This is a genomic window from Leclercia sp. Marseille-Q4284, from assembly GCF_916618945.1.
GTDB classification, from domain to species: domain Bacteria; phylum Pseudomonadota; class Gammaproteobacteria; order Enterobacterales; family Enterobacteriaceae; genus Enterobacter; species Enterobacter tamurae.
The window spans coordinates 1,003,166-1,019,440 of sequence record NZ_CAKAKG010000001.1; the positions used below are offsets into that span (position 1 = coordinate 1,003,166).

A 16,275-nucleotide genomic window follows, 5' to 3' on the forward strand; every position below is an offset into this window, starting at 1 on the left:
ATTTTCGAAGGGGATGAAATACCACCATGGGAGCAGGTGACGCCCTATAAGGGAGATTAAAAAACAGGCTAAGAAAATAAGGCGGAGTTTTTTTAGGCAAAAAAATTAGCCTGCGTAAGGGAGATTACTCAGGCTAAGGAGGTGGTTCCTGGTACAGCTAGCATTTATGGGTTATGTTTTTCAGCGTCATGGATAATACCCGTATCAAACGCAGCGGTATGTGATCGAATTCTAAGAATCATCTCATACCAGAAAATAACCCCTAAAATCACCCGACGTGCGGATTACGGGTATTTTCTCCGGTGAAATTACGCATCAGCAGGGCATAATCCAGGGAAATATCTTCCGGCACTGGCAGCCAGACGGTATGGCCGTCTCCCGGCGCGACCGATACCGCTTCACCTTTCCCGTTTTCCATATGTTCGAGGGTGAAGTTGACGTTGCCTTGCGGGGTCATCAACTCCAGGCTGTTACCCACGAGGAATTTGTTTTTCACCGCCACGGCTGCGAGAGGGCCTTTGCGCTCGCCGGTGAACTCACCGACAAACTGCTGGCGCTCGGAAAGCGAGTGACCGTAGTCGTAATTCTGGTAATCATCGTGGGTATGACGACGCAGGAAGCCTTCGGTATAGCCGCGGTGCGCCAGCCCTTCCAGGGTATCCAGCAGGGTCGGGTCGAAGGGTTTGCCCGCCGCCGCGTCGTCGATCGCCTTGCGATAGACCTGGGCGGTACGCGCGCAGTAGTAATAGGATTTGGTGCGGCCTTCAATCTTCAGCGAGTGCACGCCCATCTGGGTCAGGCGCTCAACGTGGGCGATGGCGCGCAGATCTTTTGAGTTCATGATGTAGGTGCCGTGCTCGTCTTCGAACGCGGTCATGTACTCGCCCGGGCGCTGGGCCTCTTCAATCATAAACACGCTATCGGTCGGCGCCCCGATGCCCAGCGTCGGCTCAATGGTCTGCACCGGGATCGGCTCGTGCTTGTGCACGATGTTACCGACATCATCCTGCTTCCCTTCCTGGACCTTATATTCCCAGCGGCAGGCGTTGGTACAGGTGCCCTGGTTCGGGTCACGCTTGTTGATATAACCCGAGAGCAGGCAACGGCCAGAGTAGGCCATGCACAGCGCACCGTGGACGAAAATCTCCAGCTCCATTTCGGGAACCTGGCTGCGGATCTCTTCGATCTCTTCCAGAGACAGCTCGCGGGAGAGGATCACGCGGGTCAGCCCCATCTGCTGCCAGAATTTCACCGTCGCCCAGTTAACGGCATTGGCCTGCACCGAGAGGTGAATATCCATCTCCGGGAAGTTCTCCCGCACCAGCATGATTAAACCCGGGTCCGACATGATCAGCGCATCCGGCCCCATCTCCACCACCGGCTTCAGGTCGCGGATAAAGGTTTTCAGCTTGGCGTTATGCGGCGCGATGTTCACCACCACGTAGAATTTTTTCCCCTGCGCGTGGGCTTCGTTGATGCCGAGCTGCAGATTCTCGTGGTTGAATTCATTATTACGCACGCGCAGCGAGTAACGCGGTTGGCCCGCATAGACGGCATCGGCGCCATAGGCGAAGGCGTAACGCATATTTTTCAGCGTTCCCGCCGGGGAGAGGAGTTCCGGTTTAAACATGTTTGTTCTCGTTCTGATGACAGGTCAGATGCGCACACCAGGTGGGCGCCGGGAGGAGATCCCATACTTTAAGGGCGGGCATTGTAACGCTGCGGGGCGGGGAGGTAAATCCTTCAGATAACAAAACGCCGACGGCAGGACAGTACCGTCGGCGTTTCATTCACCGGGGCGATTAGAGATCGTCCTGGGTATGATCGACAATAATTTCCAGCGTTTTACGGATGATATCCGCTCTGACAACGTCGCGTGTGGACTCAATCTGCTGGATCAAGCGTAAAATAATCGCTTTGTTGGTCAGCGGTTCCTTCGCTTCCACAATCGCGCCCACAACGGATTCCAGCAGCGCCCACTCTTCGGCTAACAAACCACCGGCGCTACGGAAATAGTTGGATAACGCAGCATTAGGCAGTTGGTCATAAAAGTCTGATTTCTGGAGCATAGCCTGACTCATAGTGTCGCACCGGTTAGGTTAATAAATGAATAATACAGTCAGTGTTTTTTGCTGTCGGCTTGCTGTCTGGTGCCAAACAGGGGATACACATTGCTGTTGTTTCGACCATCCGTGTCCCATTCCTGCTGTTCATTCATCGGCTTGCGTTGCGCGCCGCCCTTACCATCGTTGGATATTTCCAGGATGATTTGGGAAAGCACATTCCGACGCTGGCCGTCTCGCTCTGTCGATAACATCTGTTGCAGCCTTTGCAGCAAAAGCTTCATGCTGATGGGGCCGTTATCCTTAAGCAGAGAAAGAGTGGCTTCGCCAATAAGTTCATCAGTAAGTCGTTCATGGTCACTTCTGTTCATAACTACGTCTCTGTTGCCACACCTACCTGTAAGAGGAATTGCGGCATTAAGTCAGTCTGTGGCGACAGTATAAAAAAAGTGTCCCGAAGAAAAAACTGACTTGAAAACAATTCAATTAGCAGCTGTGGGCGTACGTCTCTTAACGATCAAACAGCAGGCCAATCAGCGTCTGGTAACGGCTCTCCTCTTCCTGATCCGTTGCCTGTTCCATCCGGTAAAGCAGTCGGGTGCAGATGGATTTTCGGTTGAGGATTTTCCCTTCCCGAAGGAGCTCCACGACGATTTGTCCCAGCGTTTCCTGCTGGGAAGGCTGGTTTGCTTTATTAAAATACTGGGTAATGGCATTGGCTGTATTCGGTGCAAACCCGTTCTCGCGCATATGTCACTCCTGAAATCCGCAGAGCTAAAAAATGGTTAATGTCTTGTTAACTGAGGAATACTGTACAGGCTAATTGTACAACTTAACAAATATATTTTGATCATTACGTGCTAAACAATAAATATCAATATGTTAACCGTAATAAAATTGGCAAAATAGAAAGAAAATATTGTACATTTTCGGTGATTTTTACCGTTATTTCCGTAACAGGAAAAGGGCGACGCCAGCCCCGGATGGGTTAACAAGACGTAACACCAACCATCTGATACCGTGGACTTTCATTCACCTCCTCTATTGGAAACATATGCTCACTACCATCATTTACCGTAGTCACTACCGTGACCACGTACCGGTTACTGTGCTGGAAGACATGGTTGTTGCAGCAAACAAAAAGAACAGCGAAGCCGGGGTCAGCGGCATTCTTCTGTTCAACGGCAAGCTCTTTTTTCAACTGCTGGAAGGACCCGAGGAGAGCGTAAGAGCCATTTACCGCGCCATATGTGAAGACCCGCGCCACCACAACGTGGTGGAGCTGCTGTGCGATTATTCTCCCTCGCGGCGCTTCGGTAAGTGCGGTATGGAACTCTTTGATTTACGTCGATACGATCCTGAAGAGGTCCTGCAAAACGTACTGGATAAAGGCACGACCAAGTATCAGTTAACCTATAACGACAGGTCGCTGCAGTTCTTCAGAACCTTCGTCGAGGAGAGTGAAAAAGAGAACTACTTTGAGCTGCCGTCAGGGGAGCAGTGGGACTTTATTGCCGATAATGACGCCCCCAGCGTTCGCTCCCTGACGCGGCGCTACAGCGAGGTGTGCAACTTTGCCTTCCAGCCGATTATCGATCCGCTGGCGCGGGAAATTGTCTCGCTGGAAGCCCTGATCCGCACCCCGGAAGGGGCCCTGTCCGGGAACTGGTTCGAAGGGTATGTGGGGGATGAACTCTACGAAGCCGATCTGAAAAGTAAGAGCGTTGCGTTTGCGATGGCCAGTGCGCTGGGGCTGGGCGATCAGAGCCTCTCTGTAAACCTGCTCCCGATGACGCTGGTCAACGTGCCCAATGCGGTCAGCTATCTGATTCAGGAGATAGAGGCCAACGGGCTGGTGCCTGAGCAGATCGTGGTGGAGTTTACGGAGAACGAAGTCATCTCCCGTCTCGACGAGTTCACCGGCGCGGTGCGTGAGTTAAAGGCCGCCGGGATCGGCGTGACCATCGACCACTTCGGCGGCGGTTTTGCCGGGCTGCTGCTGCTGGCGCAGTTCCAGCCAGACCGGATTAAGATTAACCGTGACCTGATCCGCGACGTGCACAAGAGCGGTCCACGCCAGGCTATCGTGCTGGCCATCATCAAATGTTGTACAGCTTTGGAAATTTTGATCTCCGTGGTCGGTGTTGAGCAGCCAGAAGAGTGGATGTGGCTCGAATCCGCCGGGATTTCTCACTTCCAGGGACACCTGTTTGCCCACCCTCAACTGGCCGGCATCCCGCCTGTGTCATGGCCTGAGCCGCGCGACACCTTCTGAAACTGATACTCATCGGGCAGTGATACAATTCTGTTGTACAATATAACAAGTTGTACACCCCGGTGAGATTCGTTACCTTGGGTAACGAATATATCGGTCAGGAAGGGAGAATCGATGGCCTTTTACAGTATTGGCGATGTGGCTGAACGCTGCGGCATAAACCCCGTTACCCTGCGCGCATGGCAGCGCCGGTACGGGTTGCTCAAGCCTCAGCGCAGCGAAGGCGGGCATCGACAATTTGATGACGACGACATCCTGCGCATTGAAGAGATCAAGCGCTGGATTGAGCGTGGCGTGCCGGTTGGCAAGGTCAAAGCGCTGCTTGATCAAGGAAAAGCGCCTGAGCCCGGCGACTGGTCTGCGCTGCAGGAAGAGATGATTGGTACGTTACGCCAGGTTAACCCGACCAAACTGCGTGCGAAAATTGCGGCCTTCATTGCGCTCCATCCGGTGGATACCCTGATTGACACCGTCTTTGAGCCCCTGCGCAATACCCTGAGCCTCGATCGTGATACTGCACGCGCCATGCGCAGTCTGCTGGATGGCATTCTGATTGAGCATGCCGTATCAAGCCTCACGGCCTCGCGTGTTAAAGCGGGCAGGGATGCTTTACTGATCGGGTGGGGGATTGAGGACCGTACTGGTCTGTGGCTGGAGGGCTGGCGCTTATCTCAGCAAGGCTGGCGCATTGATGTCTTTGCCGAACCCCTTGATTTACCCCATCCTGAGTTCTTCCCCGGGCAACAAATTCTGGTCTGGACGGGCCGGGTGATTTCTCCGGAACAGCTTCAGCAGCTGGACCACTGGCAAAAGCAGGGCTATGCCATCAGGGCATACGGCGCGGCGAACGCGGCCTGATCGGCTTACCCGCCGCAGCGGGTACTGTTTTTCCTCATACTATCCCATACGGCACGCATCCGCTTCCCAGCGATACCCCACGCCATATACCGCCCGAATAAACGACTGATCCGCGTCGAGGGATTCCAGCTTGCGACGCAGGTTTTTGATATGGCTGTCGATGGTACGGTCGGTCACCACCCGGTAGTCATCATACAGATGGTTCAGCAGCTGCTCGCGGGAGAAGACCTTGCCCGGCTCGTGGGAGAGGGTTTTCAACAGGCGGAACTCGGCGGGGGTCAGATCCAGCAGCTTGCTGCGCCAGCTGGCCTGGAAACGGCTTTCGTCGATGATCAACGGACTTTCGGCATCCAGCGCCTGCAATTCACGCTGCGGTTTGCAGCGGCGGAGAATGGTTTTCACCCGGGCGACCACTTCGCGCGGGCTGTAGGGTTTGCAGATGTAATCATCGGCGCCGATCTCCAGCCCCAGCAGGCGGTCGATCTCTTCGATTTTGGCGGTCACCATCACGATCGGCACTTCAGAGAAGCGGCGGATCTCGCGGCACAGGGTCAGGCCGTCGGTGCCGGGCAGCATCAGATCGAGCAGGATCAGATCCGGCGGGGTGTGGCGCACATACGGCAGAACCTGATCGCCGTGGCTGATAAGCGACGGGGCATAACTTGCCGCCCGCAGATAGTCGATTAATAACTGCCCAAGCTTAGGCTCATCCTCCACGATCAGGATGCGGGGTGTGTTTTCGTCAATGGGTAACTCAGTCATACTTCTCTCGATAAATCGCGTTCCAGCGGTAGCTCTACTGTAATGCTAACCCCGCCAAAAGGCGAATGGGCGGCGCGGATGGTGCCCCCGTGGGCCTCAACGATGTTGACGCAGATCGCCAGCCCCAGGCCGGAGCCGCCGCTGGCACGGTTGCGGGAGCCTTCGGTGCGATAAAAACGTTCAAACAGCCTGTTGAGCTGCTCGTCAGAGACGCCGGGCGCGGTGTCGGCAAAGGTCAGCGCAAAACGGTGATCTTCGCATTTGCCGGAAATACGCAGCATGCCCCCGGGGTCGGTATAGCGCAGGCAGTTTTCCAGCAGGTTGTTGAAGAGCTGCATCAGCCGGTCGCGATCGCCAAACACCACCGCGTTCTCCGGCAACGACAGCTCGATGCGCAGGTCGCGGCTGGCAAAGCGTTCGCGGAAGACGCCGCTGGCCATTTCCAGAATGTTAATCACATCCACCGGCGCTTTCTGATAGGCCAGCGCCCCCTCGTCGGACATCGATAGCTGATGCAGGTCGTCCACCAGCTTGGTCAGCGTGCCGACTTCCGCCTGTAATGAGGTGACGGATTCCGGGGTGAACTGGCGCACGCCATCCTGAATCGCCTCCAGCTCGCCGCGCAGCACCGCCAGCGGGGTGCGTAGCTCGTGGGAGATATCGGCCATAAAATCCCGCCGCATCTGCTGGTTCTTCTCCAGGGTACTGGCGAGCTGGTTAAAGTCCTGCGCCAGCTTGCCCAGTTCGTCCTGGCTGCGGGTATCCACCCGGGTGGTGAAATCCCCCGCCGCCAGTTGATGCGTGCCTTCCACCAGCCGTTTTACCGGGGCTAAGAGTCCACGCGCCAGCGGGAAGGTCGCCAGGGCCGCCAGCAGGGTGGAGAGGGCGACAATCAGCCAGCTGGTCTGGCGCTGCTGCCGGTCAAAGTTGATGTCGGTATTGCGCGTCAGCCGCTCCACCGGAGAGGCGATCACCCAGCCGACGGCAGCGCCGTTCACCGTAATGGCCCGCTTCGTACCGTCCGGCGGCACCGGGGCGCGCGGGCCGACCAGCACCCGCATCTCCTGGTCGATCACCCAGAACTGGGTCCGCCAGCCGTGGGGAGGCATGCCGGGGCCGGGGCGATCGTCGTCGGTGTCGTGCTCCAGCGAGCGCAGGATCTGGAAGATAAACCGGTCATTGTTGCGTAAAAAACGCCAGTTGCCGTGCAGGGCGTACTGCTCGGCCAGGGCATCGCTTAACCCCTGTAGCCGCTGCTCGTTACCGTGTTTGATGTAGTCGATAAAGCCGCGCTCAAAGCTGACCCGCACCGCCCAGTGCATGGTGATCAGCAATACGATGCAGGTGGCAAAGATGGCCAGAAACAGCTTGCCGGTAATGCCGGGCCGCCAGAACTTCATGGTTCACTCCTTTTGCGCCGCCTGAGGACGACATTCTTGCTGGTATCATCCGGGACCCGGGCGAAAACAATGGCCGGCAGGGCGATAATCAACGCCATGCTCAGGTAGGTGTAGAGGAATACCTGATGGACGACGGGACTGTCGGTGGTCAGGTGCTGCTGGCCGTACATGCCCAGCAGCAGCCCGGCGATGGTCACCCCGACGCTCATCGATAGCTGCATAATCATCGACAGCAGGCTGTTGCCGCTGCTCGCCTGCTCGTCGGGCAGATCTTTCAGGGTCAACGTGTTCATGGACGAGAAGCGGATGGAGTTGATCATCCCCTGGCAGAACAGCACCAGCGGCAGGACGTAGTACCAGCCCAGCAGCGCCACGGCCATAAACAGCAGGCTCACCAGCGCCAGCCCGAGGGTGGAGGCCACCAGCACCCGGCGATAGCCGATCGCGTTCACCACCTGGACTACAATGCGCTTCATCCCCATGCTGCCAAGCACCATCGGGATCATCATCAGCCCGGCGTGGAACGGCGAATAACCGAGGCCAATCTGCAAAAAGACCGGGGTCATAAACGGCAGCATCCCGCTGCCGATGCGCCCGACAAAGCTGCCGAGCAGCCCCAGCCGGTAGGTGGTATTACGAAACAGGCTCAGGCTGAACAGGGCGCGATCGTTATCCCGGGCATGCCACAGATACCAGAGAATGGAGATCACCCCGATAGCGACCAGTCCGGCCAGTGACAGGGTGGAGATCCCCAGCCCTTTCTGCCCGTCCAGCGCCAGGGTGAGGGTCGCCATGCCCGCCGCCAGCAGGAAGAAACCCACCAGATCGAAGCGCCGGGTCTGCATTTTGTAGTTCGGCATCAGCCAGAGGGTGGCGATCGCCCCGATAATGCCCACCGGCAGGTTAATCAGGAAGATCCAGTGCCAGGAGGCATACTCCACCAGCATTCCGCCGAGGGCCGGGCCGAGCAGCGGCCCCACCTGGCCGGGCAGGGTGACGAAGGTCATCGCCGCCATGTACTGCGCGCGCGGGACGATCTTCATCACCGTCAGCCTGCCGACCGGAACCATCATCGCCCCGCCAACGCCCTGCAACACCCGGGCCATCACCAGCCCGTTCAGCGTCTCTGCCCGGGCGCAGAACAGCGATCCGGCGGTAAACAGCACGATGGCGGTAAAGAAGACATTACGCACCCCGACCTTGTCCGCCAGCCAGCCGCTGGCGGGCAGCATTACCGCCACCGTCAGCACATAGGCGACGATCACCATATGCATATGCAGCGGGCTCTCCCCCAGGCTTTGCGCCATTGAGGGGAGGGCGGTATTAACGATGGTCGTATCCAGGGCCTGCATAAAAAAGCCGAAGGCGACAATCCATAGCTGCCAGCGAACGTTGGCGGGGAGATCAGTCATTAGCCGGTTACCGTCTCTTTCTGTTTACGTGAAAAACGCACCCGTAAGCGATCAAAGAACAGATAGACCACCGGGGTGGTGTACAGGGTCAGCAGCTGGCTCATCACCAGCCCGCCGACAATGGTGATCCCCAGCGGCTGACGCAGCTCTGCGCCGTCACCTGCGGAGATCACCAACGGCAGAGCTCCAAACAGCGCCGCCAGGGTAGTCATCATGATCGGACGAAAACGCAGCAGGCAGGCCTGGAAGATCGCCTCCTGCGGGGTCATGTTGCCGTTGCGTTGCGCCTCCAGCGCAAAGTCGACCATCATGATGGCGTTTTTCTTTACGATCCCGATTAACAGCATAATGCCAATCAGGGCAATCAGGCTGAAGGGCGCGCCAAACAGCTCCAGCGCCAGCAGCGCCCCCACGCCCGCCGAGGGGAGGGTGGAGAGAATGGTCAGCGGATGGACGTAGCTCTCATACAGCACCCCGAGGACGATATAGACCGTGGCAATCGCCGCCAGAATCAGGATCACCTGCGAGTTCATGGTCTCCTGGAATACCTGAGCGGTACCGGCAAAGCTGCCGCGCACCGTTGACGGCACCCCGAGCTGGGTCATGGCGCGATTAATGGCCTCGCTGGCTTCCGACAGGGATTTGCCGGTCGGCAGGTTAAACGACACCGTCGACGCCGCCGACAACCCCTGGTGGTTCACCGACAGCGGCGCGTTCGAAGGCTGCCAGCGGGCGAAGTACGACAGCGGGATCGCCTTGCCGTCGTTATTAATCACAAACATCTTATCCAGGGCACTGATGTCCTGGGTGTAGCGCGGATCAACCTCCATTACCACCTTGTACTGGTTCATCGGCTGATAGATAGTGGAGATCTGCCGCTGACCGAAGGCGTTGTTCAGCAGGCTGTTGGCGGCACTGACATCGATGCCCAGTCGGGACATGGTTTCGCGATCGTAGGTCAGGGCCATCTCCGCACCGTTGTCCTGCTGATCGGAGTTAACGTCCGCCAGCTCCGGCAGGGCCGCAAGCGCCTTACGAATTTTCGGCTCCCACTCCCGCAAGGCGGCGAGATCGTCCGACAGCAGGGTGTACTGGTAGCTGGCGTTCGACTGACGCCCGCCGACGCGGATATCCTGCACTGCCACCAGGAACATGTTCGCCCCCGGCTCTTTGGCGAGTTTCACCCTGAGGCGGTCGATCACCTGCTGGGCGGTTTCGTTGCGCTCGTCGCGCGCCTTGAGGGTGATAAACATCATCCCGCTGTTGACCCTTGAGCCGCCGGTAAAGCCGGTGACGTTATCCACGGCCGGGTCTTCACGGATGATCTTCATGAAATCCTGCAGCTTGCCGCGCATCGCCTGGAAGGAGATGCTCTGGTCGGCCTGAATGCCGCCCATCAGCACCCCGGTGTCCTGCTCCGGGAAGAAGGTTTTTGGGATGGTGATGTACATCCAGACGTTAAGCGCGATGGTGCCGATCAGCACCAGGCCGACGATCCGGGTGTGGTTCAGCACCCACTTCAGCGATTTGCCATAACTTTCCTGCAGCGCCATCAGCATCCGGCCAAAGCCTTTTTTGCGCGGCTGCGACTGGGGCGGGCTGCGCTTGAGCATCCAGCCGCACATCATCGGCGTCAGGGTTAAGGAGACTAACAGCGAAATGCCGATCGCCACCGACAGCGTCACCGCAAATTCCCGCAGCAGACGCCCCGGAAGGCCGTCCATCAGCAGCAGGGGCAGGAACACCGCCACCAGCGACAGGCTCATGGAGAGCACCGTAAAGCCCACTTCCCGGCTGCCCTGCAACGCCGCCTGGAGCGGTTTCATCCCCGCTTCGAGGTGGCGGGAGATGTTCTCCAGCACCACGATGGCGTCATCCACCACAAAGCCGGTGGCGATGGTCAGGGCCATCAGCGACAGGTTGTTGAGGCTGAATCCGCACAGGTACATGGCGGCAAAGGTGCCGATCAGCGATACCGGCACCGCCACCGCCGGGATCAGCGTTGCGCGTCCGGAGCGCAGGAACAGGAACACCACCAGGATCACCAGCGCTACCGAGATGATCAGCGACTGCTCCACCTCCTCCAGCGAGGCGCGGATGGTGGGGGAGCGGTCCTGGGCGATCTGCAGGTCGATGGCTGCCGGAATAGTCTCCTGCAGCTCCGGCAGACGGGCGCGGATGCTGTTCACCGTCTCAATAATGTTGGCTTCCGGCAGCTTGCGGATCATCAGCAAAATTGCCGGTTTGGCGTTGGTCATCCCGGCGTTGCGCACGTCCTGCACCGAGTCGGTGACGCTCGCCACGTCGCTTAAGCGCACCGCCGCGCCGTTGTTGTAGTGGATGATTAAGGGCTGATATTCCGCGGCGGTTTTCAGCTCGTCGTTGGTCTGGATCTGCCAGCGTTGGCTGGCATCCTCCACTGAACCCTGAGGTCTACGCACGTTGGCGTTGCTGATGGCGCTGCGCACGTCATCCAGCGACACGCCCTGGTTAAACAGCGCCTGCGGATTCAGCCCCACGCGCACCGCGGGCAGGGAGCTGCCGCCAACGTCGACATCGCCCACGCCGTCGATCTGGGCGATGGTCTGCGCCAGCTGGGTGGAGGCGAAGTCGTACAACTGCCCCTGGGAGTAAGTATCCGAGGTCAGGGTCAGGATCATGATCGGCGAGTCAGACGGGTTGGCTTTGCGGTAGGTCGGCCGGCTCGGCATCCCGCTCGGGAGCAGGCTTTGCGCGGCATTGATCGCCGCCTGCACGTCCCGCGCCGCGCCGTTGATGTCGCGGTTAAAATTGAACTCGAGGATGATGCGCGTGCTGCCAAGGGAGCTGCTGGAGGTCATCTCGTTGACCCCGGCAATGCGCCCGAGGGAGCGCTCCAGCGGCGTCGCCACCGACGAGGCCATGGTCTCCGGCGAAGCCCCGGGCAGCGAGGCGCTGACCATGATCACCGGGAAATCCACCTGCGGCAGCGGGGCGACCGGCAGCAGCCGGAAGCCAAGTACGCCGCAGAGAGTGATGGCCAGCGAAATCAAAATCGTCGCCACCGGGCGGTAAATGAAGAGGGCGAAAAACTTCACTTACGCCTCCTCTTCGTCACGTTTCGGGAAGCGGCTTTTGGTCCACAGCGCTAACCGGTCAAACAGCAGGTAGATCACCGGAGTGGTGAACAGGGTCAACACCTGGCTCACCAGCAGACCGCCAACCATGCCGATGCCTAACGGACGGCGCAGCTCGGCCCCGACCCCGGTGCTGAGCATCAGCGGCAGGGCACCGAGCAGCGCCGCGAGGGTGGTCATCAGGATCGGACGGAAACGCAGCAGGCAGGCCTGATAGATCGCCTCCCGCGGCGGCATGCCCTGCTCACGCTCGGCGGCGAGGGCAAAGTCGATCATCATGATGGCGTTCTTCTTGACGATGCCGATCAGCAGGATGATGCCGATGATCGCAATCACGTCCAGCTCGCTGCCCGCCAGCATCAGCGCCAGCAGGGCCCCCACGCCTGCGGTCGGCAGGGTCGAGAGAATGGTGATCGGGTGGATAAAGCTCTCATACAGCACCCCCAGCACGATGTACATCGCCACCACCGCGGCAACGATCAGCCAGATGGTGCTCCCGAGCGCCGCCTGGAAGGCGAGGGTGCTGCCCTGGAATTTGGTCTGGATGTCGGTCGGGAAGCTGAGGTTTTTCTCCGCGTCGGTGATGGCCTGCACCGCTTCGCCCAGCGAGTAATCGTCCGGGACGTTAAACGAGATGGTGGTGGACGGGAACTGATCCAGATGGTTCACCGCCAGCGGGGTATAGCGCTCCTCCACTTTGGCGATGGCGCTGAGCGGCACAATCCCGCCGCTGCTGCTGGTCAGGCGCACCGAATCGAGCGCCGCCAGGCCTGGCGTCTGTTGGGTATCGTGCTCCAGCACCACCCGGTACTGGTTGGCCTGGGTGTAGATGGTGGAGATCAGGCGCTGGCCGAAGGCGTTGTACAGCGCGTTATCCACGTCCGCCATGGAGATCCCCAGGCGGCTGGCGCTGTCGCGATCGACGTTGATGTATGCCGCGAGGCCTTTGTCCTGCCAGTCGCTGCTGACGTCGGAGAGCTGCGGCAGCTGCTGTAGCTCATCCACCAGCTGCGGCACCCAGGTGCTGAGGGCCTCGAGGCTGGTGGCCTGCAGGGTGAACTGATACTGGGTGCGGCTCACCGTGGTGTCGATGGTCAGATCCTGGGTCGGCTGCAGGTACAGCTCCACGCCCGGAACTTTTGCCACCGCGCTCTGCAGGCGGTCGATCACCGTATTCACCCGGTCGTCACGATCGTCCAGCGGCTTGAGGTTGATCTGCAGGCGGGCGCTGTTGAGCGACGGGTTGGTGCCGTCGACCCCGACGAAGGCGGTCAGGCTCTCCACCGCCGGATCTTTCATGATCGCTTCCGAGACCGCCTGCTGGCGCTGGGCCATGCTGGCGAACGACACCGACTGCGGCGCCTGGAGGGTGCCCTGAATAATGCCGTTATCCTGGATCGGGAAGAAGCCTTTCGGGATCATCACCCACAGCAGCACGCTCAGGGCCAGGGTGCCGAGCGCCACGCCGAGGGTCGCCCACGGGTGGTTGAGCACTTTTGCCAGCATGCGGCCATAGGCGGCAATAATGCGCTCAAACATCCGCTCTGAAGCGCGGGAGAAGCGGTTCTGCTTGCGCAGGGACTCGTGGCTCAGCATGCGGGCGCACATCATCGGCGTCAGGGTCAGGGAGACCACCGCTGAGATGAGGATCGCCACCGCCAGGGTTACGGCAAACTCGCGGAACAGGCGGCCGACGATATCGCCCATAAACAGCAGCGGGATCAGCACCGCAATCAGCGAGAAGGTGAGGGAGATAATGGTGAAACCGATCTCACCGGCCCCTTTCAGCGCCGCCGCCAGCGGCTTTTCGCCTTTTTCGATATAGCGGGAGATGTTCTCGATCACCACGATGGCGTCATCCACCACGAAGCCGGTGGCGATAGTCAGAGCCATCAGGGTCAGGTTGTTAATCGAGAAGTCGAGGAACACCATCACCGCGAAGGTGCCCACCAGCGACAGCGGCACCGCCACGGCGGGAATAATGGTCGCCGGAACGTTGCGCAGGAACAGGTAGATGATCATCACCACCAGCGCAATCGCCAGCATCAGCTCAAACTGGGTGTCGCTGACCGAGGCGCGGATGTTGGTGGTGCGGTCCGACAGCACCTTGACGCTGACGGATTTCGGCAGGCTGTCGATAAGCGTTGGCAGCATGGCGCGGATGCTGTCGGCGGTATCGATGATATTCGCCCCCGGCTGGCGCTGGACGTTCATCACGATCGCCTGCTGCTTGTTGGCCCACGCCCCGAGCCAGCTGTTTTCTGCCCCTTGCTCAACGGTTGCCACGTCGCCTAAGCGGATCGCGGCCCCGTTCTGGTACGCGACAATCAGCTGACGATACTCATCCGCGGACTGCATCTGGTCGTTGGCGGAGAGCGTCACCGCCCGGGTCGGGCCATCGAGGGAGCCTTTCGCCGAGTTGACGTTGGCGTTGCTGATGGCGGTGCGGATGGTTTCGCTGGTCAGGCCGAGAGAGGCGATCGCCTGGGCGTTCAGCTTGACGCGAACCGCCGGGCGCTGGCCGCCGGAGAGGGTCACCAGCCCGACGCCGGAGACCTGGGAGATCTTCTGCGCCACCCGGGTTTCCACCATGTCTTCGACCTGGGTCATCGGCATGGCGGAGGAGGTGACGGCGAGGGTCATGATCGGCGGATCCGCCGGGTTGACCTTGCTGTAGACCGGCGGGTTAGGCAGGTCGGAGGGCAGCAGGTTGGTGGCGGCGTTGATCGCGGCCTGCACCTCCTGCTCGGCAACATCCAGCGACAGGCTGAGCTGGAACTGTAATGTCACCACTGACGCACCGCCGGAACTCTGGGAAGACATCTGCTTCAGGCCCGACATCTGGCCAAACTGGCGCTCCAGCGGGGCGGTAATGGCCGAGGTCACTACGTCCGGGCTGGCGCCAGGATAAAGCGTCACCACCTGAATGGTGGGGTAATCCACTTCCGGCAGGGCAGAGACCGGCAGGAAGCGGTAGCCGATGATCCCCGCCAGCAGGATCGCCACCATCAACAGGGTGGTGGCAACAGGGCGCAGGATAAACAGACGTGACGGCCCGCCTGTAGCGCTCGGGGGCATCACCTGCATCAGGCGTTCTCTCCCTGTTTTTTATGGTCGCGTTTAGCAGGTGCGGCAGGGGTGTCGCTGTGGGCTTCCACCACTTCCACTTTTGCCCCTTCGGTCAGACGGTCGATGCCGTCGGTCACCACGCGGTCGCCTGCCGACAGCCCGGCGGCAATCACCACGCTCTGGCTGTCCTGAATGCCCGGTTTCACCAGGTGTTTGCTGACTTTGTTGTCGCTGTTCAGCACCCAGACGAAGTTGCCTTCGTTACCCATCTGCAGGGCTGCGGTCGGGATCACTACCGCATTCTCTTCGGTGGCCACCAGCATCCGGGCGTTAACAAACTGGTTCGGGAACAGGGCGTCGTCCTGATTGTTGAAGCGCGCTTTCAGCTTGATGGTGCCGGTGGTGGTGTCGATCTGGTTGTCGAGGCTCAGCAGGGTGCCGTCGCTCAGCTTCTGCTTGTTGGCGCGATCCCAGGCTTCCACGGTTAAGCTCTGCCCGGCTTTTTGCGCCTGGATCACGGTGGCGATATCGCTCTCCGGCAGGGTAAACACCAGGTCGATAGGGTGAGTCTGAGTGAGCACCACGATCCCGGTGGTATCGCCGCTGGAGATCTGGTTGCCGATATCCACCTGTTTTAAACCCACGCGCCCGTCGATAGGGGCGGTGATGCGGCTCCAGTCGAGCTGGAGCTGCGCGCTGGCCACGGCGGCTTGATCCGCTTTGATGGTGCCGAGGCTTTCGCTCACCAGCGCCTGCTGGGCATCAAGCTCCTGGCGGGAGACGAGGTTGGTTTTCACCAGTTGTTGATAGCGGGCCAGATCGCGGCGGGCATTGGCGAGGGTGGCGGTGTCTTTCGCCAGCTGTCCCTGGGCCTGAGCCAGCGCGACCTTGAACTGGCTGGGATCGACTTCCGCCAGCAGATCGCCCGCTTTCACCTGCTGCCCTTCCTGGAAGTGGAGGGCGATCAACTGTCCGTCGACGCGGCTGCGCACGGTAACGGTGTTGGCGGCAGTGATGGTGCCGAGCCCGGAGAGATAGCGCGGCACGGATTTACTGACCGCGGTCGCGGCCTGCACCGGCGCCAGAGGACCGCTGCGCATCCCGTGGCGTCCACCGCCTGCCGGGCGCTGCGCCTGGCTTGACGCACCAGCAGGGGTCGAAGAGTGTTGATGCCAGTACCACGCGGCGGCAAGGGCCACCACAATGATGCCAGCGGCGATTACCCAGCGGGATTTATTGCGGCCTTTCATCGTTATACGTACTCATCCTGAAACTGTGCGGAAAATAATACTAGTTTAGTGAGGCAATGGAGCAGAAAAA

General features: G+C 59.6%; 12 protein-coding genes. 2 read left to right on the plus strand and 10 right to left on the minus strand.

The window, feature by feature from the left end:
• Positions 1–268: 268 nt before the first annotated feature.
• The 4 genes from yegQ to ycgZ all read right to left on the minus strand — a co-directional run bounded on the left by yegQ (position 269) and on the right by ycgZ (position 2,813).
• The gene (gene yegQ, locus LG383_RS04575; protein WP_225758432.1) at positions 269–1,630 is read right to left on the minus strand and encodes a tRNA 5-hydroxyuridine modification protein YegQ; all 1,362 of its coding nucleotides are present in this window, start codon (positions 1,628–1,630) and stop codon (positions 269–271) included.
• A gap of 172 nt (positions 1,631–1,802) precedes the next feature.
• A complete protein-coding gene (locus tag LG383_RS04580) occupies positions 1,803–2,069 on the minus strand; it encodes a biofilm development regulator YmgB/AriR family protein (protein WP_106993569.1) in 267 nt (88 codons plus the stop codon).
• A gap of 50 nt (positions 2,070–2,119) precedes the next feature.
• Positions 2,120–2,434 carry a hypothetical protein gene (locus LG383_RS04585; protein ID WP_106993520.1) on the minus strand — a complete coding sequence of 105 codons (315 nt, stop codon included), beginning with the start codon at positions 2,432–2,434 and terminating at the stop codon, positions 2,120–2,122.
• 139 nt (positions 2,435–2,573) lie between these two features.
• On the minus strand, positions 2,574–2,813 hold the full coding sequence (gene ycgZ, locus LG383_RS04590; RefSeq protein ID WP_106993519.1) for a regulatory protein YcgZ: 240 nt from the start codon (positions 2,811–2,813) through the stop codon (positions 2,574–2,576).
• Between the two features lie 304 nt (positions 2,814–3,117).
• On the opposite strand from ycgZ, the gene LG383_RS04595 reads away from it, so the two are divergent.
• Both LG383_RS04595 and LG383_RS04600 read left to right on the plus strand, forming a co-directional pair.
• Positions 3,118–4,338 carry a diguanylate phosphodiesterase gene (locus LG383_RS04595; protein WP_225758433.1) on the plus strand — a complete coding sequence of 407 codons (1,221 nt, stop codon included), beginning with the start codon at positions 3,118–3,120 and terminating at the stop codon, positions 4,336–4,338.
• Between the two features lie 114 nt (positions 4,339–4,452).
• Positions 4,453–5,196: a MerR family transcriptional regulator gene (locus LG383_RS04600; RefSeq protein ID WP_225758434.1), complete on the plus strand. Its 744-nt coding sequence runs from the start codon at positions 4,453–4,455 to the stop codon at positions 5,194–5,196.
• Positions 5,197–5,235: 39 nt separating this feature from the next.
• Here LG383_RS04600 and baeR read toward each other — a convergent pair whose 3' ends face one another.
• Genes baeR through LG383_RS04630 form a run of 6 tightly spaced genes read right to left on the minus strand, consistent with a single transcriptional unit; the run spans position 5,236 to position 16,205 of the window.
• Positions 5,236–5,958 (minus strand): two-component system response regulator BaeR, encoded by a 723-nt coding sequence (gene baeR / locus LG383_RS04605; RefSeq protein ID WP_106993516.1) that lies wholly within the window; start codon positions 5,956–5,958, stop codon positions 5,236–5,238.
• A complete protein-coding gene (gene baeS, locus LG383_RS04610; RefSeq protein ID WP_106993515.1) occupies positions 5,955–7,358 on the minus strand; it encodes a two-component system sensor histidine kinase BaeS in 1,404 nt (467 codons plus the stop codon). The genes baeR and baeS overlap by 4 nt, the downstream gene beginning before the upstream one ends.
• Positions 7,355–8,770 (minus strand): MFS transporter, encoded by a 1,416-nt coding sequence (locus tag LG383_RS04615; RefSeq protein WP_225758435.1) that lies wholly within the window; start codon positions 8,768–8,770, stop codon positions 7,355–7,357. The genes baeS and LG383_RS04615 overlap by 4 nt, the downstream gene beginning before the upstream one ends.
• Positions 8,770–11,847: a multidrug efflux RND transporter permease subunit MdtC gene (gene mdtC / locus LG383_RS04620; protein WP_225758436.1), complete on the minus strand. Its 3,078-nt coding sequence runs from the start codon at positions 11,845–11,847 to the stop codon at positions 8,770–8,772. The genes LG383_RS04615 and mdtC overlap by 1 nt, the downstream gene beginning before the upstream one ends.
• A complete protein-coding gene (locus tag LG383_RS04625) occupies positions 11,848–14,973 on the minus strand; it encodes an MdtB/MuxB family multidrug efflux RND transporter permease subunit (RefSeq protein WP_225758437.1) in 3,126 nt (1,041 codons plus the stop codon). It abuts the gene before it with no gap.
• Positions 14,973–16,205 (minus strand): MdtA/MuxA family multidrug efflux RND transporter periplasmic adaptor subunit, encoded by a 1,233-nt coding sequence (locus LG383_RS04630; protein ID WP_225758438.1) that lies wholly within the window; start codon positions 16,203–16,205, stop codon positions 14,973–14,975. The genes LG383_RS04625 and LG383_RS04630 overlap by 1 nt, the downstream gene beginning before the upstream one ends.
• Positions 16,206–16,275: the final 70 nt, after the last annotated feature.

Bases quoted from the DNA above. Each gene is read 5' to 3' on its own strand.
- baeR (WP_106993516.1), bottom strand. From the start codon at position 5,958: ATGACTGAGTTACCCATTGACGAAAACACACCCCGCATCCTGATCGTG.
- LG383_RS04625 (WP_225758437.1), bottom strand. From the start codon at position 14,973: ATGCAGGTGATGCCCCCGAGCGCTACAGGCGGGCCGTCACGTCTGTTT.
- ycgZ (WP_106993519.1), bottom strand. From the start codon at position 2,813: ATGCGCGAGAACGGGTTTGCACCGAATACAGCCAATGCCATTACCCAG.
- LG383_RS04585 (WP_106993520.1), bottom strand. From the start codon at position 2,434: ATGAACAGAAGTGACCATGAACGACTTACTGATGAACTTATTGGCGAA.
- baeS (WP_106993515.1), bottom strand. From the start codon at position 7,358: ATGAAGTTCTGGCGGCCCGGCATTACCGGCAAGCTGTTTCTGGCCATC.
- LG383_RS04615 (WP_225758435.1), bottom strand. From the start codon at position 8,770: ATGACTGATCTCCCCGCCAACGTTCGCTGGCAGCTATGGATTGTCGCC.
- LG383_RS04600 (WP_225758434.1), top strand. From the start codon at position 4,453: ATGGCCTTTTACAGTATTGGCGATGTGGCTGAACGCTGCGGCATAAAC.
- yegQ (WP_225758432.1), bottom strand. From the start codon at position 1,630: ATGTTTAAACCGGAACTCCTCTCCCCGGCGGGAACGCTGAAAAATATG.
- LG383_RS04630 (WP_225758438.1), bottom strand. From the start codon at position 16,205: ATGAAAGGCCGCAATAAATCCCGCTGGGTAATCGCCGCTGGCATCATT.
- LG383_RS04595 (WP_225758433.1), top strand. From the start codon at position 3,118: ATGCTCACTACCATCATTTACCGTAGTCACTACCGTGACCACGTACCG.
- LG383_RS04580 (WP_106993569.1), bottom strand. From the start codon at position 2,069: ATGCTCCAGAAATCAGACTTTTATGACCAACTGCCTAATGCTGCGTTA.